Source organism: Telluria antibiotica, from assembly GCF_011682055.1.
GTDB classification, from domain to species: Bacteria; Pseudomonadota; Gammaproteobacteria; order Burkholderiales; family Burkholderiaceae_D; genus Telluria; species Telluria antibiotica.
In genome coordinates this window covers 68,179-93,030 of record NZ_JAAQOM010000011.1, presented here as the reverse complement: position 1 = coordinate 93,030, position 24,852 = coordinate 68,179, and the positions used below count along the sequence as shown (strand labels likewise).

20 protein-coding genes are annotated in these 24,852 nt (G+C 65.2%); 14 read left to right on the top strand and 6 right to left on the bottom strand.

All coding sequences use genetic code 11. From position 1 onward, the window contains the following. Positions 1 to 218: 218 nt before the first annotated feature. The 9 genes from HAV22_RS18380 (at position 219) to HAV22_RS18340 (ending at position 10,449) form a co-directional block, all read left to right on the top strand. Positions 219 to 1,019: a DUF3667 domain-containing protein gene (locus HAV22_RS18380; RefSeq protein WP_371869678.1), complete on the top strand. Its 801-nt coding sequence runs from the start codon at positions 219 to 221 to the stop codon at positions 1,017 to 1,019. Between the two features lie 145 nt (positions 1,020 to 1,164). After that, on the top strand, positions 1,165 to 2,067 hold the full coding sequence (locus tag HAV22_RS18375; RefSeq protein ID WP_166861042.1) for an NAD kinase: 903 nt from the start codon (positions 1,165 to 1,167) through the stop codon (positions 2,065 to 2,067). Between the two features lie 30 nt (positions 2,068 to 2,097). After that, positions 2,098 to 3,762 carry a DNA repair protein RecN gene (recN, locus tag HAV22_RS18370; RefSeq protein WP_166861040.1) on the top strand — a complete coding sequence of 555 codons (1,665 nt, stop codon included), beginning with the start codon at positions 2,098 to 2,100 and terminating at the stop codon, positions 3,760 to 3,762. Between the two features lie 13 nt (positions 3,763 to 3,775). Then, the gene (gene hemH, locus HAV22_RS18365; RefSeq protein WP_166861038.1) at positions 3,776 to 4,879 is read left to right on the top strand and encodes a ferrochelatase; all 1,104 of its coding nucleotides are present in this window, start codon (positions 3,776 to 3,778) and stop codon (positions 4,877 to 4,879) included. A gap of 494 nt (positions 4,880 to 5,373) precedes the next feature. After that, the gene (grpE, locus tag HAV22_RS18360; RefSeq protein WP_166861037.1) at positions 5,374 to 5,919 is read left to right on the top strand and encodes a nucleotide exchange factor GrpE; all 546 of its coding nucleotides are present in this window, start codon (positions 5,374 to 5,376) and stop codon (positions 5,917 to 5,919) included. A 93-nt stretch (positions 5,920 to 6,012) separates the two neighbouring features. Next, positions 6,013 to 7,953: a molecular chaperone DnaK gene (dnaK, locus tag HAV22_RS18355; protein ID WP_166861035.1), complete on the top strand. Its 1,941-nt coding sequence runs from the start codon at positions 6,013 to 6,015 to the stop codon at positions 7,951 to 7,953. 255 nt (positions 7,954 to 8,208) lie between these two features. Next, on the top strand, positions 8,209 to 9,330 hold the full coding sequence (gene dnaJ / locus HAV22_RS18350; RefSeq protein WP_166861033.1) for a molecular chaperone DnaJ: 1,122 nt from the start codon (positions 8,209 to 8,211) through the stop codon (positions 9,328 to 9,330). 94 nt (positions 9,331 to 9,424) lie between these two features. Further along, complete coding sequence (gene can / locus HAV22_RS18345; RefSeq protein WP_166861031.1) at positions 9,425 to 10,087, top strand: carbonate dehydratase; 663 nt, start codon at positions 9,425 to 9,427, stop codon at positions 10,085 to 10,087. After that, positions 10,084 to 10,449 carry a nucleotide pyrophosphohydrolase gene (locus HAV22_RS18340; RefSeq protein ID WP_166861030.1) on the top strand — a complete coding sequence of 122 codons (366 nt, stop codon included), beginning with the start codon at positions 10,084 to 10,086 and terminating at the stop codon, positions 10,447 to 10,449. The genes can and HAV22_RS18340 overlap by 4 nt, the downstream gene beginning before the upstream one ends. An 85-nt stretch (positions 10,450 to 10,534) precedes the next feature. Here HAV22_RS18340 and HAV22_RS18335 read toward each other — a convergent pair whose 3' ends face one another. Next, on the bottom strand, positions 10,535 to 10,858 hold the full coding sequence (locus HAV22_RS18335; RefSeq protein ID WP_166861028.1) for a DUF4844 domain-containing protein: 324 nt from the start codon (positions 10,856 to 10,858) through the stop codon (positions 10,535 to 10,537). Continuing rightward, positions 10,858 to 12,312, bottom strand: coding sequence for an NAD-dependent succinate-semialdehyde dehydrogenase (locus HAV22_RS18330; RefSeq protein ID WP_166861026.1), 1,455 nt, complete (start codon positions 12,310 to 12,312; stop codon positions 10,858 to 10,860). The genes HAV22_RS18335 and HAV22_RS18330 overlap by 1 nt, the downstream gene beginning before the upstream one ends. Before the next feature lie 253 nt (positions 12,313 to 12,565). On the opposite strand from HAV22_RS18330, the gene HAV22_RS18325 reads away from it, so the two are divergent. From HAV22_RS18325 to HAV22_RS18315, 3 genes are all read left to right on the top strand, one after another. After that, positions 12,566 to 13,324 (top strand): gamma-glutamyl-gamma-aminobutyrate hydrolase family protein, encoded by a 759-nt coding sequence (locus HAV22_RS18325; RefSeq protein ID WP_166861024.1) that lies wholly within the window; start codon positions 12,566 to 12,568, stop codon positions 13,322 to 13,324. Between the two features lie 126 nt (positions 13,325 to 13,450). Continuing rightward, the gene (locus HAV22_RS18320; protein WP_166861022.1) at positions 13,451 to 14,821 is read left to right on the top strand and encodes a glutamine synthetase family protein; all 1,371 of its coding nucleotides are present in this window, start codon (positions 13,451 to 13,453) and stop codon (positions 14,819 to 14,821) included. 27 nt (positions 14,822 to 14,848) lie between these two features. Continuing rightward, positions 14,849 to 16,300 (top strand): aspartate aminotransferase family protein, encoded by a 1,452-nt coding sequence (locus tag HAV22_RS18315; protein ID WP_166861021.1) that lies wholly within the window; start codon positions 14,849 to 14,851, stop codon positions 16,298 to 16,300. Between the two features lie 124 nt (positions 16,301 to 16,424). Here the strand turns inward: HAV22_RS18315 and HAV22_RS18310 are convergent, their stop codons facing one another. Next, positions 16,425 to 17,882 (bottom strand): high affinity choline transporter 1, encoded by a 1,458-nt coding sequence (locus HAV22_RS18310; RefSeq protein WP_208296263.1) that lies wholly within the window; start codon positions 17,880 to 17,882, stop codon positions 16,425 to 16,427. A gap of 143 nt (positions 17,883 to 18,025) precedes the next feature. Between HAV22_RS18310 and HAV22_RS18305 the strand changes: the two genes are divergently transcribed. Continuing rightward, the gene (locus tag HAV22_RS18305; RefSeq protein ID WP_166861019.1) at positions 18,026 to 19,510 is read left to right on the top strand and encodes an aldehyde dehydrogenase; all 1,485 of its coding nucleotides are present in this window, start codon (positions 18,026 to 18,028) and stop codon (positions 19,508 to 19,510) included. A 217-nt stretch (positions 19,511 to 19,727) separates the two neighbouring features. Here HAV22_RS18305 and HAV22_RS18300 read toward each other — a convergent pair whose 3' ends face one another. Next, positions 19,728 to 20,480, bottom strand: a complete 753-nt coding sequence (locus tag HAV22_RS18300) for a LytR/AlgR family response regulator transcription factor (protein WP_166861017.1) — start codon at positions 20,478 to 20,480, stop codon at positions 19,728 to 19,730. Continuing rightward, positions 20,477 to 21,547 (bottom strand): sensor histidine kinase, encoded by a 1,071-nt coding sequence (locus HAV22_RS18295; protein WP_229421304.1) that lies wholly within the window; start codon positions 21,545 to 21,547, stop codon positions 20,477 to 20,479. Before HAV22_RS18295 ends, HAV22_RS18300 begins: the two co-directional genes overlap by 4 nt. Positions 21,548 to 21,737: 190 nt before the next feature. Between HAV22_RS18295 and HAV22_RS18290 the strand changes: the two genes are divergently transcribed. Beyond that, on the top strand, positions 21,738 to 23,084 hold the full coding sequence (locus HAV22_RS18290) for a glutamine synthetase family protein (RefSeq protein ID WP_208296262.1): 1,347 nt from the start codon (positions 21,738 to 21,740) through the stop codon (positions 23,082 to 23,084). Between the two features lie 202 nt (positions 23,085 to 23,286). Here HAV22_RS18290 and HAV22_RS18285 read toward each other — a convergent pair whose 3' ends face one another. Next, a complete protein-coding gene (locus tag HAV22_RS18285; RefSeq protein ID WP_166861015.1) occupies positions 23,287 to 24,843 on the bottom strand; it encodes a response regulator in 1,557 nt (518 codons plus the stop codon). Between the last annotated feature and the right edge of the window lie 9 nt (positions 24,844 to 24,852).

Here is a 24,852-nt window from a genome sequence, read left to right as displayed (position 1 = left end):
CTTCGATTCAATTGATTAAATCCTAATCCTTCAGGTCAAAGGCGGTCGCGCAATTGGATGATGCTTTTTTGAAATTAACTGGTTAACATACTGGTTTATATGACAATTGCCCTCAAGTCGTGAACACGCGAGCCCATCTTCATCACACTGCCAGCGATTGCCCGAATTGCGGGGCCGTCGTTTCCGGTAATTTTTGCCACGACTGCGGCCAGGAAACCGTGCTGCATCCGCCCAGCACGCGCGAATTCCTGCACGAATTCATCGGCCATTACGTCGCGCTGGAAGGCAAGCTTTGGAAGTCGCTGCTGCTCCTTTTGTTCCGGCCAGGACAGCTGACTTTGGAATACATCAAAGGCCGCCGGGTGCGCTACGTCCAGCCATTGCGGCTGTACCTCACGTTCAGCCTGATCTTCTTCGCGGTGATGAAGTACACCGGGCACGACGGCGTGAGCATCGGCACCGCGGCCGACCAGGCGGTGACGGCGCAGGCCGGCACGCGTGGCAGGAGCGACCTGGTGCGCGAAGACAAGCCGGGCGAGATCGTCGACGGCACGGCGGAACTGCGCCACGGTATCGCCAAGGTGAACTCGCATTGGGGCGAGAACATCGAACGATTCACCAAACTGGCGCCCGACGAACGGAACCAGGTGCTGAAGACGGCCTTCTACGGTTACATGCCGTACGCCGTGTTCCTGATGATGCCGGTGTTCGCGCTGTACCTGAAGGTGCTGTACCTGGGATCGGGGCGGCGCTTCGGCGAATACCTGCTGTTCGCCTTGCACGTCAACGGATTCGCGTTCCTGGCCATGACGCTCATGATGCTCGTGCCCGGCTTCCTCGGCATCGCCGAGTGGGTGCTGGGCCTGTGGCTCGTGTTCTACACGCCCATCGCGATGCGGCGCGTGTACGGCGGCTCGCGCATCGGCACCGGCCTGCGCTGGGTCGTGCTGATGACGCTGCACGTGTTCGGCATCGCCCTGGCGATCGCTGCCGCGGTCGGGTTCGGCATCCTCCATTGAAGCGGGCTGGACCGTCCGCTTGCCGGAAGTCCATCCGCCCAACTATACTGTGTGTTTGTACAGTATTTGCTGAGTTGCGATAGTGCAGAAGCCGGGCGAATCGGTTAATCTTCTGTCTCCCTATCACCTGCTGCCGAGAGTCGTAATGTCCGTGACGCCTGAACCGCAACAAACCATCGCGCTCGTCGTACGGCACAACACGGCCGGCATCGACGAGCCCGTGCAGGCCATCGTCGACTTCCTGCAGGGCGCCGGCTACCGCGTCGTGTTCGAGCAGGAGACGGCGGGCCACGTGAAGGTGGCCGGCGTCGACGCGATGTCCATCGACGAGATCGGCGCGCACTGCCGCACCGCCATCGTCGTCGGCGGCGACGGCACGATGCTCGGCATCGCCCGCCAGCTGGCGCGCTACCGCGTGCCCCTCATCGGCATCAACCAGGGCCGCCTGGGCTTCATGACCGACATCCCCATCGACCGCATGCTACCCGCGCTGGGCGACATCCTCAGCGGCAAGGCCAAGACGGAGGAACGCTCGCTGCTGGAAGCGCGCGTCGTGCGCGACGGCGTCGAGATCCATTGTTCCGTTGCCGTCAATGACGTCGTCGTCGCGCGCGGCACGGGCGCGGGCATGGCGGAGCTGAAGGTCACGGTGGACGGCACGTTCATGTACAACCAGCGTTCGGACGGCCTGATCGTCTCGACGCCCACGGGCTCGACGGCGTACGCGCTGTCGGCCGGCGGCCCCCTGCTGCATCCTACCCTGGCCGGCATCGTGCTCGTACCGATCGCGCCGCACGCGCTGTCGAACCGGCCGATCGTCGTGCCGAACACGAGCGACATCGTCGTCGAGATCATCAACGGCCGCGACATCAGCGTGAACTTCGACATGCAAACGTTCGCGAGCCTGCAGCACGGCGACCAGATCATGATCTCGCGCTCGCCCCACACCGTCACGTTCCTGCATCCGGAAGGGTGGAGCTACTACCACACGCTGCGCGAGAAGCTGCACTGGAACGAATATCCGTCCGGTGACGGCAAGCTCAAGTAAATCAGCATCCATCAGGAGATGAGTTTCTTCATGTTGCGCACATTGACCATCCGCGACTTCGTCATCGTCGACACGATCGAGCTCGAGTTCTCGAACGGCTTCACGGTGCTCACCGGCGAGACCGGCGCCGGCAAGTCGATCCTGATCGACGCCCTGCAGCTCGCGCTGGGCGGCCGCGGTGACGCCAGCATGGTGCGCGAAGGCGCGGCCAAGGCCGACATCAGCGCCGACTTCGCGCTCACGTCCGCAGCGAACGTGTGGCTGGAACAGAACGAGTTCGACACGGACGAGGGCGGCGCGCTGCTGCGCCGCGTGATCGACAACGCGGGCCGCTCGAAGTCGTACATCAACGGCGTCGCCGCCACCGCCAGCCAGCTGCGCGAACTGGGCGAGCTGCTCGTCGACATCCACGGCCAGCACGCGCACCAGTCGCTGCTGAAGCTCGATGCCCAGCGCGCGCTGCTCGACAACCAGGTCGCCGTGCGCGACCCGGGCGCGACGGCGCAAGTGCAGGAAGTCGCGAGCGCGTACAAAGCGTGGAAGGCGCTGGCGCGCCAGCGCGAGGAATTCGAGACGAACGCGAAGAACGTGCTGCTGGAACGCGAGCGCCTCGAGTGGCAGGTCGGCGAGCTCGATAAACTCGCGGTGAAGCCGGGCGAGTGGGCCGAGATCACCAACGAACACAGCCGCCTGTCGCATGCTGCGAGCCTGATCGAAGGCGCGCAGGAAGCACTGACTGCGCTGTCGGAATCGGAGCAGCCGATCCTGTCGCAGCTGTCGTCGCTGAACCAGAAACTGGCCAAGCTGGCCGGCGTCGATGCGGACCTGCAGGCCGTGCTCGACTGCATGGAGCCGGCGCGCATCCAGTTGCAGGAGGCCGTGTACGCGCTGAACACGTACGTCGACAAGGTCGAGCTCGATCCCGAGCGCCTGTCCCAGGTCGACGCACGCATGGACGCCATCCACAGCACCGCGCGCAAATTCCGCGTGACGCCTGATGAATTGCCGGACGAACACGCGACGTTGAAAGCCAAGCTGCAGCAACTGGCCGACGCGAGCGACGTCGAGGGCCTGCGCAAGCAGGAAGAGAAGGCGAAGGCGGCCTACCTGGCGGTCGCGCAGAAACTGTCCGCGACGCGCGCGCAGGCCGCGCAGCGCCTGTCGTCGCAAGTGTCGGACGCGATGCAGGAATTGTCGATGAGCGGCGGGCGCTTCGTCGTCGCGCTGAACCCGTGCGAGCCGGCCGCGTACGGCATCGAACAGGTCGAGTTCCTCGTGGCGGGCCACGCCGGCGTTGTGCCGCGGCCGCTGGCCAAGGTGGCGTCGGGTGGCGAACTGGCACGCATCTCGCTGGCGATTTCCGTCATCACGGCGAATGCGACGACAGTCCCCACGCTGATCTTCGACGAGGTCGACACGGGCATCGGCGGCGGCGTGGCGGAAGTCGTCGGACGCCTGCTGAAGCGCCTGGGCCAGAGCCGGCAAGTGCTGTGCGTCACGCACCTGCCGCAGGTCGCAAGCCAGGCGAACCAGCACTTCCAGGTCGCGAAGGACACGACCGATGGCGGCAAGACCGTGTCCCGCATCGACGTGCTCGACAACAAGGCCCGCGTGGAAGAGGTGGCGCGCATGCTGGGCGGCATCGAGATCACCGAGACCACGCGCAAACACGCGCGCGAACTGCTGGCGTCCTGAGCGAACGACCTCCATGCCTTTCAACAAAGAACCGCCGCACCAGCACGGCACCGTCGCGAAGAGTGCCATCGTGCTCGTCAACCTCGGCACGCCCGATGCGCCGACGCGGCCCGCCGTGCGCCGTTACCTGAAGCAGTTCCTGCTCGATCCGCGTGTCGTGGAGATTCCGCGTGCCGTGTGGAAGCTGATCCTGTACCTGGCGATCCTGCCGTTCCGCTCGGGGCAGTCGGCAAGAAAATACGCGACGATCTGGCGCCGCGACGGCTCGCCGCTGAAAGTGTACACGGAGCGTCAGGCGACGGCGCTGCAGGCGATGCTCGTCCAGCGCGGCCACCACGACGTCGAGGTGGCGATGGCGATGCGCTACGGCGTGCCCGCGCTGCCCGACGTGCTCGACGAATTGAAGGCGCGCGGCGCCGAACGCATCGTCGTGCTGCCCGCGTACCCGCAATACTCGGGCACGACGACGGCATCGATCTGGGACGCCGTCTTTGACCACTACAAGAAGGTGCGCAACATCCCCGAGCTGCGCCTCGTGAAGCATTACCACGACCACGAAGGGTATATCGAGGCGCTGGCGCACTCCGTGGAGACGTACTGGGATGCGCACGGCCGCGGCGACAAGCTCGTGATGAGCTTCCACGGCGTGCCCAAGCGCACGTTATTACTGGGCGACCCGTACCACTGCGAATGCCACCGGACGGCGCGCCTGCTGGCGGCCCGGCTGCGCCTCGCGCCGGACCAGTACATGGTGACGTTCCAGTCGCGCTTCGGCAAGGCCGAATGGCTGCAGCCGTACACGGCGCCCACGGTGCAGCAGCTCGCGCGCGCGGGGGTGAAACGGATCGACGTCATGTGCCCCGGCTTCACGAGCGACTGCCTGGAGACGCTGGAAGAGATCAACATGGAAGTCCGCCACGATTTCGAATCGAACGGCGGCCAGGACTACCACTACATTCCTTGCCTGAACGACAATCCATCCTGGATCGTCGGCATGGCCGAGATCGCCGAGCAGCACCTGATCGGCTGGCCGACGATGCTCACGCCCGCGCAACGCGAGGCGCAGCGCCGCGATGCGGAGACCGCGCGCGAGCATGCCATAAAAATGGGCGCGTAATCGACTCATTGAATGGATACGCGGGCATGACATGTCGGCGTGTATGAATTTGCGTAGGGTGGGCGGCCTCCGCCCACGCGGACGTTCGCGATTCGCTGGCGTTCGCGTGGGCACGGGGTGCCCACCCTACGTCAGACAGCGACGATGGGATGTTAGAATGCCACGTTTTGCGGGGCCGACCCGAGTTCCGCCAGGCAAATCGCAGCCAGCGCGAGCAGGGTGTAGATGAGCACGGCGCCGCTTATCAGATGCAGTTTCATGATCGTTCCCATCGGGTCGGTTCGGACGGATGTCTTAACAGAACGATAGTAGAACGGCTGGCTGTCGATGGTGACTACAAGCAAGTAAATCTTGTAACAAAAGACTACGCATATCTGCATATTAATCCGGCAATTCCCCTTGAAAATGTAGGCGATTGCCCAATATGGGGGCCTGTGTAAGCGGTATAACCGTCCAATCAATCAGCCAAGTCCTTGATTTCAGGAGTTTTTTCGATGCAAGACCAAGAAAACCAAGAGGTGAGCAATCAGCCGGAGGCGGAAGCTGCCGACGCGGCAGCGCAAGGTGCGCCGGCGAACGAGCCCGGCCTCGAAGAACAGCTGAGCGCCACCGAAGCCAAGCTGGCGGAGATGCATGACGCGTTCATGCGTGCCAAGGCCGAGGCCGACAATATCCGCCGCCGTGCCCAGGAAGATGTGAGCAAGGCCCATAAATTCGCGATCGAAAGCTTTGCCGAGGCCATGGTGCCTGTGCGCGACAGCCTCGAGATGGCCTTGAAAGTCGAAGCGCCGACGGTCGAATCGATCAAGGAAGGCGTCGAGATGACCCTGAAGCAGCTCACCGCCGCGTTCGAGAAGAACCGTTTGCTGGAAGTGATGCCGCAGCCGGGCGACAAGCTCGACCCGAACAAGCACCAGGCCGTGGCCGTGGTGCCGTCCGACCAGGAAGCGAACACCGTGGTGACCGTGCTGCAGAAGGGCTACATGATCGCCGACCGCCTGCTGCGTCCGGCCATCGTGACCGCCGCGGCACCGAAATAATGTCGCGTTGAGGGCTCAATAAGCTCTTGAAAGCAGACGACATTTCCCAATATTCGACACATCTGAAAACTGAGTACTAAAAAGGAAAATATTATGGGCAGAATCATCGGTATCGACCTGGGCACCACCAACTCCTGCGTGGCGATCATGGAAAATGGTCAGCCCAAGGTCATCGAAAACGCGGAAGGCGCCCGCACGACGCCTTCGATCATCGCTTACCAGGAAGACGGCGAGATCCTCGTCGGTGCGCCGGCGAAACGCCAGGCCGTCACCAACCCGAAGAACACCCTGTTCGCGGTCAAGCGCCTGATCGGCCGTAAATTCGACGAGAAGGAAGTCCAGAAGGACATCAGCCTGATGCCGTACACGATCACGAAGGCCGATAACGGCGACGCGTGGGTCGGTGTGCGCGACAAGAAGCTGGCACCGCCGCAGATCTCGGCCGAAGTGCTGCGCAAGATGAAGAAGACCGCCGAAGACTACCTCGGCGAAGAAGTGACGGAAGCCGTCATCACCGTCCCGGCCTACTTCAACGACTCCCAGCGCCAGGCAACCAAGGACGCCGGCCGTATCGCCGGCCTGGACGTCAAGCGCATCATCAACGAGCCGACCGCGGCCGCGCTGGCATTCGGACTGGACAAGACCGACAAGGGCGACCGCAAGATCGCCGTGTATGACCTCGGCGGCGGTACGTTCGACGTGTCGATCATCGAGATCGCCGACGTGGACGGCGAGAAGCAGTTCGAAGTGCTGTCGACCAACGGCGACACGTTCCTGGGCGGCGAAGACTTCGACCAGCGCATCATCGACTACATCATCGACGAGTTCAAGAAGATCAACGGCCTCGACCTGTCGAAGGACCCGATCGCCCTGCAGCGCATCAAGGCCTCGGCCGAGCGCGCGAAGATCGAACTGTCGTCGTCGCAGCAGACCGAGATCAACGAGCCGTACATCGCCATGGCGAACGGCGCGCCGGTCCACCTGAACCTGAAGATCACCCGCGCCAAGCTGGAAGCGCTGGTCGAGGAACTGATCGCCAAGACCATCGAACCGTGCCGCGTCGCCATCAAGGATGCGGGCGTCAAGGTCTCGGACATCGACGACATCATCCTGGTCGGCGGCATGACCCGCATGCCGAAGGTGCAGGAAAAAGTTAAAGAGTTCTTCGGCAAGGATCCGCGCAAGGACGTCAACCCGGACGAGGCTGTTGCAGTCGGCGCCGCCATCCAGGGCTCCGTGCTGGCCGGCGACCGCAAGGACCTGCTGCTGCTGGACGTGACCCCGCTGTCGCTGGGTATCGAAACCCTGGGCGGCGTGATGACCAAGATGATCCAGAAGAACACGACGATCCCGACCAAGTTCTCGCAGGTGTTCTCCACCGCCGACGACAACCAGCCGGCCGTGACCATCAAGGTCTACCAGGGCGAGCGCGAGATCGCCGCCGGCAACAAGGGCCTGGGCGAGTTCAACCTGGAAGGCATCCCGCCGGCACCACGCGGCACGCCGCAGATCGAAGTGACCTTCGACATCGACGCCAACGGCATCCTGCACGTGGGCGCGAAGGACAAAGCCACCGGTAAAGAGAACAAGATCACCATCAAGGCGAACTCGGGTCTGTCGGAAGACGAGATCCAGAAGATGGTGAAGGACGCCGAGCTGAACGCGGAAGAGGACAAGAAGGTCAAGGAACTGGCCGAGTCGCGCAACCAGGCCGACGCGCTGGTGCACTCGACCAAGAAGTCCCTGACCGAGTACGGCGACAAGCTGGACGCCGGCGAGAAGGAAAAGATCGAAGCCGCCATCACCGACCTGGAAGGTTCCATCAAGTCGGGCGACAAGGCCGAGATCGACGCCAAGGTGTCCGCACTGTCGACGGCTGCGCAGAAGCTGGGCGAGAAGATGTACGCCGACATGCAGGCCCAGCAGGGCGCCGCGGGTGCGCAGGCGGCTGGTGGCCAGCCGGGCGCGGAGCCGGGCAAGCAGGAAGACGACGTCGTCGACGCCGACTTCAAGGAAGTCAAGGACGCCAAGTAATGACGTCCTGGCGGGGCGGGCTCAACTGCCCGTCCCGCCGCCGCAACCCGCCGAGCCGAAGCGACCTCATGGTGCCCGGCTCGGTTTTTTTGTGGTCTTGAACACCGCGGGTCCAACTAAGCCGTTGTTTTTACGGCCGAGTTGAGCAGGCCCGTCATGCTCACTGTATACTCGTATCCTTTTGGGCTGTGCGTTTGCAGGTGATTGCCTGGTTCGCCACAGTTCTTTTGTAGATAGACAGCAAGGTGCCGACAAATGGCAAAGCGTGATTTTTACGAGATCCTCGGCGTCGCGAAGAGTGCTTCGGAAGACGAGATCAAGAAGGCCTATCGCAAGCTTGCGATGAAGTACCATCCGGACCGCAATCCCGACAACAAGGAAGCGGAAGAGAAGTTCAAGGAGGTCAAAGAAGCCTACGAGATGCTGACCAATCCGGAAAAGCGCGAGGCTTATGACCGCTACGGTCACGCTGGCGTCGATCCGAACGGCGGCATGGGCGGCGGCTTCGGTGCCGGCGGCTTCGGCGATGCGTTCGGCGACATCTTCGGTGACATCTTCGGCGGCGGCCGCGGCCGCAGCTCGGGCCCGCAGGTGTACCGCGGCGCCGACCTGCGCTACAACCTGGAAATTTCGCTCGAGCAGGCAGCCGCCGGTTTCGACACGACGATCCGCGTGCCCAGCTGGGACAAGTGCGACACGTGCCACGGCAGTGGCGCGAAGCCGGGCACGTCGCCCGTCACCTGCTCGACGTGCCACGGCCACGGCCAGGTGCGCATGCAGCAGGGCTTCTTCTCGATCCAGCAGACTTGCCCGAAATGCCACGGCAGCGGCAAGATCATCCCGGAACCGTGCGCGGCCTGCGGCGGCGCCGGACGCATCAAGCGCAACAAGACGCTGGAAGTGAAGATCCCGGCCGGTATCGACAGCGGCATGCGCATCCGCTCGACCGGCAACGGCGAGCCGGGCACGAACGGCGGGCCGCCGGGCGACCTGTACGTCGAAATCCACATCAAGCCGCACGCCGTGTTCCAGCGCGAGGGCGACGACCTGCATTGCGAAATGCCGATCTCGTTCTCGAAGGCGGCACTGGGCGGCGAAATCGAGGTGCCGACTCTGGCCGGCAAGGTCTCGTTCACAATCCCCGAAGGCACCCAGACGGGCAAGACCTTCCGCCTCAAGGGCAAGGGCATCAAGGGCGTGCGTTCCGGCTATGCGGGCGATCTGTTCTGCCACGTCGTCGTCGAGACGCCGGTCAAGCTCACCGAGAAGCAGAAGGACCTGTTGCGCGAATTCGACCGCCTGACGAATGAAGGTGGCGCGAAGCACAGCCCGCAAAGCAAGGGCTGGATGGACAAGGTGAAGGACTTCTTCGAGTAAGATAGCGAATGGACCGCCGGGCGCGCGAGCCCCGGCGGTTTTTTTTGACCACAGTGTGGTTGATTAAACAAGTTTTAGAACAAGGTAAAACGCCATGGCAAAGACCCCGACCGGCCTCACCGCCGCAGACCTCTTCGAACGCAACCGCCAATGGGCGGCGTCGATGATCCAGGAGGATCCCGACTTCTTCAAGGACCTGGCTTCGCAGCAATCTCCGGAATATCTGTGGATCGGCTGCTCCGACAGCCGCGTGCCCGCCAATGAACTGGTCGGCATGGCACCGGGCGAGCTGTTCGTCCACCGCAACATCGCCAACGTCGTGTCCCACTCGGACCTGAACTGCCTGACCGTGCTGCAGTTCGCCGTCGACGTGCTGAAGGTCAAGCACATCATCCTGTGCGGCCACTACGGCTGCTCGGGCGTGGGCGCGGCGCTGAACAATACGCGCGTCGGCCTGGCCGACAACTGGCTCGGCCACGTGCGCGACGTCCGCGACAAGCACGGCAAATACCTGGGCAACGTGGCCGGTACCGCCGCCACCAACCGCCTCGTGGAACTGAACGTGGCCGAGCAGGTCATCAACATCGCGCAAACGACGGTCGTGCGCGATGCCTGGGAAAGGGGCCAGGACATCACGATCCACAGCTGGGTCTACGGCGTGCATGACGGCCTGCTGCGCGACCTCGGCGTCACCGTCAGCAGCTACGAGGAGATCAAGCCGAAGCTGGACCGCATCCTGCAAGGCTACCTGAAGTGACGACGCCCGGCGGCGAGCTCGACCAACTGCGCGCCATCGTGCGCCAGTTCGTCGACGAGCGTGATTGGGACCAGTTCCATACGCCGAAAAACCTGGCGGCGGCGCTGTCGGTGGAAGCGGCCGAGCTGCTGGAACATTTCCAGTGGCTGAACGACGGCCGCGCCGATGAACTCGGCGCCGACAAGCTCGTCGAGGTGCGCCACGAGATGGCCGACGTGCTCGTGTATCTCGTGCGGCTGGCCGACAAGCTGGACGTCGACTTGTTTGCCGCCGTGCAGGAGAAGATGGTGCTCAACCGGGCCAAGTATCCGGCCGATCAGGTGCGCGGGGACGCGCGCAAGTATCACGAGTACAAACGCTGATGGCTGTGCATGGGTTTGGTGGGCACGGGGTGCCCACCCTACGGCTTGTTAGATAATCAGGTAGGGTGGGCACCCCGTGCCCACCTTATGCGTGCCCGCCGAGGTAGTACGTCAGCAACCCATCCGAACTGTCGATCCCGACCACGCCCATCAAGCGCCTGAGCTCCGTATCGACCCGTTCGCGCCTCTCCGCGGACTGCTCGCGCGCATCCTCCAGCGCCGGCTGGAACTGCTTCAGCACCCAGAACTTCGTCGGATGCGCCGCGATCCCGGCGATCAGCCGGTCCGTCACGCGCGCGAGGCTGTCGTCCAGGCCAGGGCCGGCGCGGAACGCCCGCAGCGCGTCCAGCGTGCGCGGCACGACGAACAGCGGCGCGTCGCGCACCCAGCGGAACGGGTCGTCGGCCATCACATGCCGCCCAGGCAGATGTATTTGATGACGAGATAGTCGTCCATGCCGTATTTCGATCCTTCGCGTCCCAGGCCCGATTGCTTGACGCCGCCGAACGGCGCCACCTCGTTCGAGATCAGGCCCGTGTTCACACCGACCATGCCCGTCTCGATCTGCTCGGCCACGCGCCATACGCGGCCGATGTCGCGCGCGTAGAAGTACGACGCCAGGCCAAATTCCGTCGCGTTGGCGAGGGCGATCACTTCGTCCTCCGTCTTGAAGCGGAACAGCGGCGCCACGGGGCCGAACGTCTCATCTTCCGCGATGAGCATCTGCGGCGTGACGTCGGCGAGCACGGTCGGCTCGAAAAACGTGTGGCCCAGCGGATGGCGTTTGCCGCCCAGCAGCAGGCGCGCGCCCTTGCCCAGCGCGTCGGCGATGTGGTGCTCGACTTTTTCGACGGCCTTCTCTTCGATGAGCGGCCCCTGGTTCACGCCCGGCTCCATGCCGTTGCCGACCTTGAGCTTCGCGACGGCGGCCGTCAGCTTCTGCGCGAATGCGTCGTACACGCCGTCCTGCACGTAGATGCGGTTGGCGCACACGCAGGTCTGCCCCATGTTGCGGTATTTCGAGGTCATGGCGCCTTCGACGGCCGCATCGAGGTCGGCGTCGTCGAACACGATGAACGAGGCGTTGCCGCCCAGTTCCAGCGACAGTTTCTTGACGGTCGGCGCGCATTGTTCCATCAGCAGGCGGCCGACTTGCGTGGACCCGGTGAAACTGAGCTTGCGTACGATGGGGTTCGCGCACATTTCCGCGCCGATCGTCTTCGAATCGCCGATGACGATGGAGAACACGCCTTTCGGCACCCCGGCGCGCTCCGCGAGCATGGCCAGCGCGAGGGCGGAATACGGCGTCAGTTCGGCCGGCTTCAGCACGATGGGACAGCCGGCCGCGAGCGCGGGCCCGACCTTGCGGGTGATCATCGCGGCCGGGAAATTCCACGGCGTGATCGCGGCGCACACGCCGATCGGCTCTTTCGTGACGACGATGCGGCGGTCGCGCGCGGGCGCTTCCAGCACGTCGCCTTCGATGCGCTTGGCCTGCTCGCCGAACCATTCGATGAACGACGCGGCGTACGCGATTTCTCCCTTCGATTCCGCGAGCGGCTTGCCCTGTTCCGCCGTCATGATGGCGGCGAGGTCGTCGGCGTTGGCCAGCATCAGGTCGTTCCATGCGCGCAGGATCAGCGCGCGTTCGCGCGCCGTCTTCTTGCGCCACGCGGGCCACGCGGCCTGCGCGGCCTCGATGGCGCGCCGCGTTTCCCCCGCCCCCATGTGCGGCACGGTGCCGAGCGTGTCGCCGGTGGCGGGATTGCGCACGGCGACCGTCTTGCCGTCATCCGCATCGCGCCAGGCGCCGTCGATGTAGGCCTGCTGGCGCAGCAGGGAAGGATCGTTGAGGTTCAGCATCGGTTCCTCGTCATCTCGTTCGGGCGGCATCACGATAGCACGGTGCCCGGGAACGGGCCGTTTGTGTTGGCATCGTTCTTCAGTTGACGTTAAGCTTTTGCTACGGGTTATCACTGCGAACCCGTTCACAAGCAGATTCCAGGGAAGCGTTTTTGCCGGACTGCGCATTCCTTGATGTGGAACAACGGCCACTCGCGTTCGGACCAGTTTGTACGTATGATGGTTCCTGTGCGCTCACTACGAGGTAGAGACCATGCGCCCGATCGTTTTCGTCCCCGCTTGCACCCGCGATTTCGGTGAGCACCCTTACCACGCGGCCCAGCACAAGTATGTCGATGCCGTCGTCCTCGGCGCCGATTGCGCGCCGCTGATCATGCCGTCGCTGGGGGAAGCGCTCGACCTGGAGACGATGCTCGCGCTGTGCGACGGGATCATGCTGACGGGCTCGGCCTCGAACGTTCATCCTAGCTATTACTCCGAAGAAGTGCTCGATCCGTCGCTCCCGCAGGATCCCGCGCGCGACCAGACGACCTTGCCCCTGATCCGCGCTGCCGTGAAGCGCGGCGTCCCGATCATCGCCATCTGCCGCGGCTTCCAGGAAATGAACGTGGCATTGGGCGGCAGCCTGCACCAGGCCGTGCAGGCCGTGCCGGGACACTTCGACCACCGCGAGAATCCGGAACTGGGCATGGACGAGCAGTATGGCGACGCCCACAAGATCCAGCTCGTGGAAGGTGGCATGCTGCATCAGATCATCGGTTTGCCAGAAATTCCCGTGAATTCCCTGCACGGCCAGGGCGTGAACGAACTGGCGCCCGGCCTCGTCACCGAAGCGACGGCCGAGGACGGCCTCGTCGAAGCGTTTTCCGTGGGCGGCGCGCCCGGCTTCACGCTGGCCGTGCAATGGCATCCGGAATGGCGCATCGTCCACAATCCACACTCGATGAAGATGTTCGGCGCGTTTGGCGACGCCTGCCGCACCTACCGGGCAACGAAACGGACACCGCTATGACCCCCGACGCGAAATGGGCGGTCACGCCCGTCCCATAGCTTCCCAGATCCCTGCTCGACACACACGCAGCCGAAAGGCGGCGCGCCCGCGCTTTGGCTGCCCTTTTCAACGGACAGAGGAAACATCATGGCTATCCGCGACAATTTTTCATACAACGACATGGACGAGTGGCTCAATGGCAAGCGAGTCACCGAAATCGAATGTCTCGTCCCCGACTTGACGGGCGTCGCGCGAGGAAAAATCCTTCCGCGCGTTAAATTCACCGAAGACCGCGGCATGCGCCTGCCGGAAATCGTGCTGGGCATGACCGTGACCGGCAATTCGCCGTCCGACGACGACGCCTTCGACCGCGCGATCTCGACGACGGACCGCGACATGATCCTGAAGGCAGACCCGGGCACGATCACGATGGTGCCGTGGGCCGTCGATCCGACGGCGCAAGTGATCCACGACTGCTATTTCTCCGACGGCAAGCTGGTCGACTTCGCCCCGCGCAGCGTGCTGCGCCGCGTGCTGAAACTGTATGCGCAAAAGGGCTGGAAGCCGCTCGTCGCGCCGGAACTGGAGTTTTATCTCACGGCGAAGAACATCGATCCCGACCTGCCGCTGGCCGCGCCGATCGGCCGCAGCGGCCGCTCGGAGACGAGCCGCCAGGTCTACAGCATCGACGCCGTCAACGAGTTCGACCCGCTGTTCGAGGACATCTACGACTACTGCGACATGATGGGCCTCGACGTCGACACCCTGATCCACGAGATCGGCGCGGGCCAGATGGAAATCAACTTCCAGCACGGCGAGCCGCTGGGCCTCGCGGACAAGGTCTTCTACTTCAAGCGCACGTTGCGCGAAGCGGCGCTGAAGCACGACATGTACGCCACTTTCATGGCCAAGCCGATGGCTGGCGAGCCCGGCTCGGCGATGCACGTGCACCAGAGCGTCGTCGACGAGGAGAGCGGCCGCAACATCTTCAGCAACCCGGACGGCTCGCCGTCCGACCTGTTCCGCCACTACATCGGCGGCCTGCAGAAATACATGCCGTCCGCGATGGCCATCGTCGCGCCGTACGTAAACTCCTACCGCCGCATCGTGCGCCACACCGCGGCCCCCATCAACCTGCAGTGGGGCGTCGACAACCGCACGGTGGGCTTCCGCGTGCCCGTCTCGGGCTCGCAGGACCGGCGCGTGGAAAACCGCGTGATCGGCGCCGACGCCAATCCGTATCTCGCCCTGGCCGTCACGCTGGCGTGCGGCTATCTCGGCATGCAGGAACAGCTGGAGCCGACGCCGATGGTGGAGGGCAGCGCGTACAAGATGAAGGTCGAGCTGCCGCAGGGCCTCTCCGAGGCGCTGACGTCGCTGCGCGGCGACGACCGCCTGCGCGACGTCCTCGGCGAGCGCTTCATCGACGTCTATTCCGCCGTCAAGGAATTGGAGCACCAGGAATTTATGACGGTAATTAGCCCGTGGGAACGGGAACATTTATTGCTGCACGTTTGACCATGCGACGACGACAAGGAGATCATCATGACTTTCGACAGCATGGCAATCGGGGCAGGCCCGCGCGCGACGGCCCGCGAAGACGCCGACACGCGCCTTGACACCCGCACGCTGCAACAACTCGACAGCGCCCACTTCCTCCACCCGTTCACCGACCACGGCGCCCTGGGCGCGAAGGGTGCGCGCGTGATCGTGCGCGGGGACGGCATCCACGTGTGGGATTCGGACGGGCACAAGATCATCGACGGCATGTCCGGCCTGTGGTGCGTGAACGTGGGCTATGGCCGCACGTCCATCACGCAGGCCGTCGCGCGCCAGATGGACGTCCTGCCGTTCTATAACAGCTTCTTCAACACGACGAACGTGCCGGCCGTGAAGCTGGCGGAAAAGCTGGCGGGCCTGGCACCGCCCGGCTTCGAGCACGTGTTCTTCACGAGTTCCGGTTCGGAGGCGAACGACACGGCGCTGCGCATGGTCTGGCGCTACTGGCAGCTGATGGACCAGCCGGAACGCCGCATCGTCATCAGCCGGCGCAACGCCTACCATGGCAGCACCGTGGCGGGCGCGTCTCTGGGTGGCATGGCGGCGATGCATGCGCAGGGCGCGCTGCCGATTCCCGGCATCGACCACATCGAGCAACCGAACTTCGCCGAGCACGGACGGGGCTTGTCGGAAGCCGAATTCGGCCTGCTGGCCGCGGACTGGCTCGAACGGAAGGTGCTGGAACTGGGGCCGGACAAGGTCGCCGCGTTCATCGGCGAACCCGTGCAGGGCGCGGGCGGCGTCATCATCCCGCCGCAGACGTACTGGCCGCAGATCCAGCGCATCTGCGACAAATACGGCATCCTCCTGATCTCCGACGAGGTCATCTGCGGCTTCGGCCGGCTCGGCACGTGGTTCGGCTGCGAGCGCATGGGCATGCGGCCCGACCTGATTCCGTTCGCGAAGGGCGTCACGTCCGGCTACGTGCCGCTGGGCGGGGTGCTCGTCGGCGAGCGGGTGGCGCGCGCGCTGGTCGAGCGCGGCGGCGACTTCAACCACGGTTTCACGTACTCCGGCCATCCCGTCGCCTGCGCGGCGGCGCTGGAAAACCTGCGCATCATCGAGGACGAGAAACTGGTCGAGCGCGTCGCGCGCGAGACGGGGCCGCACCTGAAGGCCGCGTTCGCGCGTTTGGCGAACCACCCGCTCGTCGGGCACGCGGAAGCGATCGGCATGGCGGCCGGGCTGAATCTCGTGCGGCGCAAGGGCGCGACCGTGCACGACTGCGAACCGTTCGCGCGCGATTTGGCGGTGGGGATGGTGTGCCGGCAGCACATGTTCGACAACGGCGTCATCATGCGTGCCGTTGGCGACCGGATGATCGTGGCGCCGCCGCTCGTGATGACGGGGGCGCAGATCGACGAGATGGTGGAGCGGATCAGGCTTTGCCTCGACCTGACGCTGGTGGATGTGCAGCGACGTGGATGGCTCGACTGATCACAGGCATGGTGGGCTCGTTTTACGGCCGCGTGTGATGCAACGTTTCGCGTGGGCTCGGGGAGCCCACCCTACGACATCGAGGCAATCGTAGGGTGGGCACCCCGTGCCACGCGGACGCTCTCTACACGCTCAACGCCGTCTTGTGCGGCTCGTGCCGGTTCTTGAGCACCTGCGGCGCCAGCGACCCGACGAACATGCCCGCGAACGCCGCGATCAGGCCGGCCAACTGGCCCGGGAAGTGTTCGCCCAGCGGCGAGATCTGCGGGAAGAACACGATCCACGTGGTGATGCCCGCCGCCAGCGACAGGATCGCGCCCTGCGTCGTCGCGCGCTTCCAGTACAGGCCCGTGACGAGCGGCACGAACGCGCCCACGAGCGTCACCTGGTAGGCGGACGACACGAGGTCGTAGATCGACGTGCCCTTCATCGCGATGGCGTACGCCAGCACGAGCGATGCGAACACGACGATCGTGACGCGCATCGCGAGCAGCTGCTGGCGGTCGCTCATGCCCGGGCGCAGGTTCTTGAGGATGTTTTCGGTGAAGCTCGTGGACGGTGCCAGCAGGGTGGCGGACGACGTGCTCTTGATCGCGGACAGCAGCGCGCCGAAGAACAGGATCTGCATGATCAGCGGCATCCTCGTCATCACGAACGTGGGCAGCACGCGCTGGTAATCGCTCTTGGCCAGGTCCATCGCCTGGTTGCCCATCACGATGACGGCGCATGCGACGACGAACATCGGCACGAACGCGAAGATGATGTAGCTGGCGCCGCCGATCACGGCGCCGGCTCTGGCCGTCGGGGCGCTCTTGGCCGACATCACGCGCTGGTACACGTCCTGCTGCGGGATCGAGCCCAGCATCATCGTCACCGCGGAGCCGACGAAGAAGGCGATGTCGGTGAATCTGCCTTCCGGCAGGAAGTGCCACAGGTCTTTCTGGTGCGCCATGTCGATGACGGCGCCCGCGCCGCCGGCCAGCTGCGCCGAAAACATGGCGATGATGGACAGGCCGATCACGAGGACGATCATCTGGATGAAGTCGGTGATGGCGACGGCGAGGAAGCCGCCGATCACGACGTAGATCAGCACGGCGAGCGTGCCGACGATCATGCCGACGGTTTCCGACATCGCACCGTTCGTCAGCACGGAAAACACGAGACCCAGCGCCGTGATCTGCGCCGCCACCCAGCCGAGGTAGGAGAGGATGATGGCGACCGAGCAGAACACTTCGATGCCCTTGCCGTAGCGGGCGCGGTAGTAGTCGCCGATCGTCAGCAGGTTCAGTTTATACAGGCGAGCGGCGAAGAACAGGCCGACGAGGATCAGGCAGGTGCCGGCGCCGAACGGGTCTTCCACGAGGGCGCCCAGGCCGCCCTGCACGAATTTCGCGGGGATGCCCATCACGGTCTCGGCGCCGAACCAGGTGGCGAACGTCGTCGTCACGACCATGATCAGCGGCAGGCTGCGGCCGGCGACGGCGAAGTCGGACGTGTCCTTGATCCGCGTACCGGCCCAGACGCCGAGGCCCAGCGTGCCGAGCAGGTAGAGCACGACGGATGAAATCAGGATGGTATTCATATCAGTAAGTGCTCCGTGCGACGGCGGAAATAGTAAATGCGGGTGGGAAAAATCCCGGATTATAGCGGCAGAAATCGGCGTTTGGATCGATTTTGTTTGCTAGTATCGGCCTGACAACAGGATGACGTCCGGAAGGAGGCAGGATGACCACGCACAGCTGGCATGAGCGTTCCAAAACGGTGCGGATCGACGGTCGTGCCGTCATCGGCGGCAGGCGCGTCGACGCCGTTTCCGGCGCCCGCTTCGACGACATCTCTCCCATCGACGGCCGCAAGCTGGGCGAAGTCGCCCGCTGCGACGGGGCCGATGCCGATGCGGCGGTCGCCAGCGGCAGGGCGGCGTTCGAGGACGGCCGCTGGGCCGGCAAGGCACCGGCGGAGCGCAAGCGTATCCTCGTCCGCTTCGCCGACCTGATGCTCGCCCACGAGGACGAGCTGGCCCTGCTGGAAACCCTCGACATGGGGAAACCCATCCGCTACAGCAAGAGCGTGGACGTGTGCCTCGCGCAGAACTGCATCCGCTGGTATGGCGAGGCCATCGACAAGCTCTACGACCAGGTCGCACCGAGCCCGCAGGACAGCCTGGCCCTGATCACGCGGGAGCCGGTCGGCGTCGTCGCCGCCATCATTCCCTGGAATTATCCGATGCTGATGGCCGCGTGGAAGATTGGCCCCGCACTCGCCGCCGGCAACAGCGTCGTGCTGAAGCCATCGGAAAAGGCACCGCTCACGTCGCTGCGGCTGGCCGAGCTGGCGCTGGAAGCCGAGGTGCCGGAAGGCGTGTTCAATGTGCTGCCCGGCTACGGCGACGAGGTGGGGCGCGCGCTGGCGCTGCACATGGACGTCGATTGCATCGGCTTCACGGGGTCCACGCGCACCGGAAAACAGATCGTGCAGATGGCGGGGCAGTCGAATTTGAAACGGGCGTGGACGGAGCTGGGTGGCAAGTCCGCCAACATCGTCTGCGCGGACTGTCCGGACCTCGACGCGGCCGTCGCCGCCGCCGTGGGCTCCATCTATTTCAACCAGGGCGAGAGCTGCAATGCGCCGTCGCGCCTGTTCGTCGAGGAATCCATCCGGCAAGCGTTCCTCGACAAGGCGCTTGGAATGATTCCGCAATACGCGCCGGGCGATCCGCTGGACGAGGCGACGGTGATGGGCGCCATCGTCGACACGATCCAGATGAAGACCGTGCTGGGCTATATCGACGAGGGCAAGGCGGCCGGCGCGCGCCTGCTCGCAGGCGGCAACGCGGCGCGCGTGGAGACCGGCGGGCTGTACGTCGAACCCACGTTGTTCGACGGCGTGGACAGCAGCATGCGCATCGCACGCGAGGAAATCTTCGGGCCCGTGCTGTCCGTGCTGTCGTTCACGGATCTCGACGACGCGGTGCGCCAGGCGAACGCGACGCCATACGGCCTCGCGGCCGCCGTGTGGACGTCCGACATGAGCAAAGCAATCCGCACGGCACGCAGGCTGCGCGCGGGGACCGTGCACGTGAACCAGTACGACAACGACGACATCACGGTACCGTTCGGCGGTTATAAACAGTCGGGTAACGGGCGCGATAAATCGTTGCACGCGTTCGACAAGTACACGGAACTCAAGACCACCTGGATCCAGATATGATCCGCGATCGGTGGGCTGGTTGGACGGCCACGATGTGCTGGCGTTACGCGTGGGCACGGGGTGCCCACCCAACGGCTGGCGTTACGCGTGGGCACGGGGTGCCCACCCTACGGCTGGCGTTACGCGTGGGCACGGGGTGCCCACCATGCGTACCGCGATGCGTGCGTAGGGTGGGCGGCCCTCCGCCCACGCGGACGTGTGCGATGTGTTGGCGTTACTAAATCGCCATCTCGCGCAGCACCTTCGACGCCTCGCGGCTCGCCGTCAGCACCGCCCCGTCGCGCATCGTGATCTCGAGCTGCGACTGGTCGTCCGCCCGCATGGAGTCGACGAAGTCGAGGTTCACGAGCGCCGAGCGGTGGATGCGCATGAAGCGGCCCGGGTCCAGCTGGGCTTCCAGCTGCGAGATCCCGATGCGCACGAGGAAGGTCTGGCCGCGCGCGGAAATCGCCGTGTACTTGGCGTCGGCCATCATGTACGCGATCTCGTTCACGGACAGCGGGAAGATGCGGCCGCGGTCGCGCACGAGGATGCGTTCGAGCCGGGCCGGCGTGCGCTGCATGCCTTGCGCGAGGGCGCCGTCCACGACCTCGCGCGCGGGGATGGCCGCGCCGGGCGTGTCGAGCAGGCGTGCGACCGCGGCGTCGAAGCGGGCGCGCGTAAAAGGCTTCAGCAGGTAGTCGACGGCGTTCAGCTCGAACGCCGTCACGGCGTATTGATCGTACGCCGTCGTGAACACGATGTCGGGGACGACGGTCAGGCGGCGCAGCACTTCCAGCCCCGTCATCTCGGGCATCTGGATGTCCATGAAGACGATGTCGGGGCGGATGCGGTCGATCTGCGCGAGCGCGCTGGCGCCGTCGGCCGCTTCACCCACGAGGCGCAGGCCGTCGTGGGCATAGATGAAGTCGCGCAGGACGTCGCGCGCGAGCGGTTCGTCCTCCGCGATGAAGACGGTGCGGGCGTTCATGAAAATTCCTTGTCGTTGGCGGCGAGCGGGATGGCCATCGTGACGACGAAGCCGGCACCCGGCGACGTCTCGATGGCGAGGGCGTCCGCCGTGCCGTATTCGAGTTGCAGGCGGCGCTCGACGGTGCGCAGGCCCAGGCCGTTCGACGCGCGCACGCGGCCGAGGTCGGCGCCCGGGCCGTCGTCGCCGACGGACAGCACGAGCGTGCCCGTGCGCGGGTCGAGGCGCGTGCGGATCAGCAGGCGGCCCGGCCGGCTGTGCGGGTTGAAAGCGTGCTTGATGCTGTTCTCGACGAGCGGCTGCAGCGACAGCGCGGGCAGCACGTGGCTGGAAGCGGCATCGTCCAGGTCCCAGTCGACCTTCAGGCGCGTGCCCAGGCGCAGGCTTTCCAGTTCGAGATAGTCGCGCACGAAGCGCAGCTCGTCGTTCAAGGTGACGTGGTCGCTGCCCGTCTTTTCGGTGTCCAGCACGTAGCGCAGCATGTCGGAGAACTGGAACAGCGCCGTTTCGGCAGCGTTCGGGTTCTTGCGGGTGAGGGCGATGATCGAGTGCAGCGTGTTGAACAGGAAGTGCGGGTTGAGCTTGCTGCGCAGCGCGTTCAGTTCCGACGCCACGAGCAGCGCGTGCGCCTGCTGCGTCGCCACCTCCTGGCGCCGCCGCGCCGCGTTCGCGCGCACCATGTGGAACGTCGTGGCGATGACGCCGTAGCCCATCATCGAGTACAGCACGGGCCAGACGTAGAACGACAGGGGCTGCGTCCAGCCGTAGACCAGCCCCGGCAGCCCGTACGACAGGGTCGCGTACGCGGGCGCGCCCACGCCGTGGATCAGGCAGCGCACCTTGAACGGCACCTGGCGGCGCTCCATCCAGCCGCTCAGGGGCCAGTGCAGGGCCAGCACGAGGGCTTGCGGCACGATCCACAGCATCGGGACGAGGCCGCGCCAGTTGTAGGCCTGGGTGCTGGGGTCGGCCAGCCGCAGCACGACGGCCAGCAGCAGCATGTACGCAAGCCAGCCGAGGGCGTAGTTACGCCACATGCGGCTCGTGGGCATCGTCGTGGGTGTCATCAGCAGGTCCATCCGGAAAGTATGCCGCAGGAACGCGCGCATTGCGATGGCCGCGGCGCGAAGTGCGGTAACCGGGCAACCAATTGCGGAAATGCGGAGTTGCGGCGGCGGCAACCGGGCCGTCCGACCCGCGCGCGGCGCAATGATCCCCGGTGCTATATTGGCCGCATCGAGTCAAGCGAGGAGTGTGATGGATTCCGAAGCGCATAATCCGATGCGCGATTTCCTGCGCGAACATAACATCCATGAAGTCGAGTGCGTCATTGCCGACATGACAGGCATCGCCCGCGGCAAGATCCTTCCGAAAGACCTGTTCCTGGCCGGCGAACACATGCGGTTGCCGAAGAGCGTGCTGCTGAACACCGTGCACGGTGAACAGCCGAACAACACCCCGTACGTGGGGTCCACCGATCCCGACATGATCTGCGTGCCCGACCCGGCCACGATCCGCGTCGTGCCCTGGGCCACGGAACGGGTCGCGCTCGTCATCCACGATTGCACGAATTTCGACGGCAGCCCCGTCGACCTGGCTCCGCGCGCCGTGCTGCGCCACGTGCTGGCCCGCTATGCCGAGCGCGGCTGGACGCCCGTCGTGGCGCCGGAGATGGAGTTCTACCTCGTCGCGCGCACGACGAACCCACACGAGCCGCTGAGCCCGCCGACGGGCCGCAGCGGCTTAACGGAGCAGGGCCGGCAGTCGTATTCGATCGACGCCGTCAACGATTTCGATCCGTTTTTCCTGGAGCTGTCGGCGTTCTGCAAGCAGCACGAGCTCGGTGTCGAGACGCTGATCCACGAGGCGGGTGCGGGTCAGATGGAAATCAATTTCACGCATGGCGACGCGCTCGAGCTGGCCGACCGCGTGTTCCTGTTCAAGCGCGCCGTGCGCGAGACTGCGCTGCGCCACGGCATCTTTGCCACGTTCATGGCCAAGCCGATGGAGACGGAGCCGGGCAGTGCCATGCACGTGCACCAGAGTATCGTCGACGGGGATGGGCGCAACGTCTTTTCCAACGACGACGGGTCGGAAAGCGTGCTGTTCCGCCACTTCATTGGCGGGCTCGAGCGCTACGTGCCGCCGGCGACACTCCTCTTCGCGCCGCACGTGAATTCCTACCGGCGCCTGTCGCGCTTCCAGTCGGCACCGATGAACGTGCACTGGGGCTACGACAACCGCACGTGCGGCATCCGCATTCCGAATTCCGGCCCGGCCAGCCGGCGCGTGGAAAACCGCGTGCCCGGCGTCGACGTGAATCCGTATCTCGCGATGGCGGCGACGCTCGCCTGCGGCTTCCTCGGCATGGCCGAGGGACTGGAACCGCCCGCGCCGACACCGGAAAGCGCGGAGCATATCCACGGCGACCTGCCGCGCAACCTCGAGGATGCGATCCTGCAGTTGCGTGGCTGTCCGGCACTGGCCGACATGCTGGGGCCCTTGTTCGTGCAGGCGTTCTGCGAAGTGAAGGAGCTGGAGTTCGCCACGTTTTCGCGGGTGATCAGTTCGTGGGAGCGGGAGCACCTGATGCTCCTCGTCTGATCATGCGCGGTGGGCACGGGCGCCCACCCTAACCGGGTACGTTCAACCGGATGACAGGCCGTAGGGCGGGCGGCCTCCGCCCACGCGTACGTTTGCGTCATGCCGGCTTCCGCGTGGGCACGGGGTGCCCACCCTACTAAATCCCGTCCGTTCGAGTAGGGTGGGCGGCCCTCCGCCCACCATTGCGTGCGTCGCCGCGGTGTCACCCGCATGGCAACGTGATCGTCACCCGAGTATGCCCGTCGCCCGTCTCCATGGCCGCAGCGCCCCGCTGGACCTCGGCCATCAGGCGGATCGAATACGTGCCCAGGCCCAGCCCGCCCGGCTTGCCGGCCGTGGCGTACTTGTCGAAGAAGCGGTCGCGCATGGCGGGCGGCACCTCGCCCTCGTTGTCGATCACGACGCGCACCCCGCCGGGGCCGGGCGCCACGTCGACGCGGATCGTCCCGCCCGGGGGCGCCGCCTCGGCCGCATTCTTGAAGGCGTTCGTGAACATCGAATAGCACAGCAGCGACTCACCGAGGCACACGACATCACCCGGCGCCGCGCACTCGAGCGCGATGCGGCGGTCGGGAAACGCGAGCTCCGTCTGCCGCGCCACGCGCGCGAGCAGCGCCGCCATGTCGAACGGCCGCAGCGCCGCGCGGTATTCGCCCTTTTCCATCTTGTGCACGTCGAGCGTGCGGTTGATCAGGTCGAGCGCGTGGTTGGCCGCCATCTCGATCATGTGCGCATGCTCGCGCTGCGGCTCGGGCAGGCCGGCATTGATCAGGGCCTGGCTCGCGTGCAGGGTGACGGCGATGGGGCTCTTGAGGTCGTGGCGCGTCATGCGCTCGACGTCTTCGCGCAAGTGCGCGTTCTCGATCAGCAGGCGGTTCTGGCGCTGCAGGTCTTCCATCGCCGTGGACAGCGCGAGGTGCGTGGCGATGCGCGCCTTGAGGATCGCCGGGTCCGCGGGCTTTGGCACGTAGTCGACGGCGCCCAGGCGCAGCCCGCCCACGACGTCGTCGACGGCATCCTTCGCGGACAGGAAGATGACGGGGATGTGCGCCGTCTTCGGATCGGCCTTCAGCCGGCGGCACGTCTCGAAACCGTCCATCGCCGGCATCATGATGTCGAGCAGGATCAGGTCGACGGGGAAGGCGGCAGCGATGCCCAGCGCCTTGCTGCCGCTGATCGCCACCTTGATCGCATAGTCGTCCTTCAGCGCGCCCGCGAGGACCTCGATGTTGGTCGGGATGTCGTCCACGATCAGCACCGTGCAGCGCTTCAGCCGCTCGGCCAGCGGCGCCTGCAGGCCGATGACGTCGACCGCGACGGGCGCGGGCTCCGCTGCCGGTAGGGATGCGGCGGCCGCGGCAGCGGCCGCCGGACTGTCGGGCACTGCGCCGATCATCGCCATGAACTTGCTGGCGAAGCTGTGCACGGTGAATGGCTTGATCATGTACGCGTCGACGCCGGCCTGCAGCGCGCTGCGCACGGACGCCGGGTTGGCCTCGGCCGTCAGCATCATGAACGGCGTGCGCGCATGGCGCGCGTCGCGGCGCATCCAGCGCAGCAGGTCCAGCCCGCTCATCATCGGCATGCCCCAGTCGCCGATCACGACGTCGATGGGCTGCTGGCGCATCAGCGCCTGCGCCGCCTTGCCGTTATCGGCCTGGAACACGTTGGCGAAGCCGAGGTCCGCCAGCACCCGGCGCACGGCGGTGCGGATCAGCTGGTAGTCGTCGACGATCAGGATGGCGGCGGACTTGTCCATGGTGTTCCG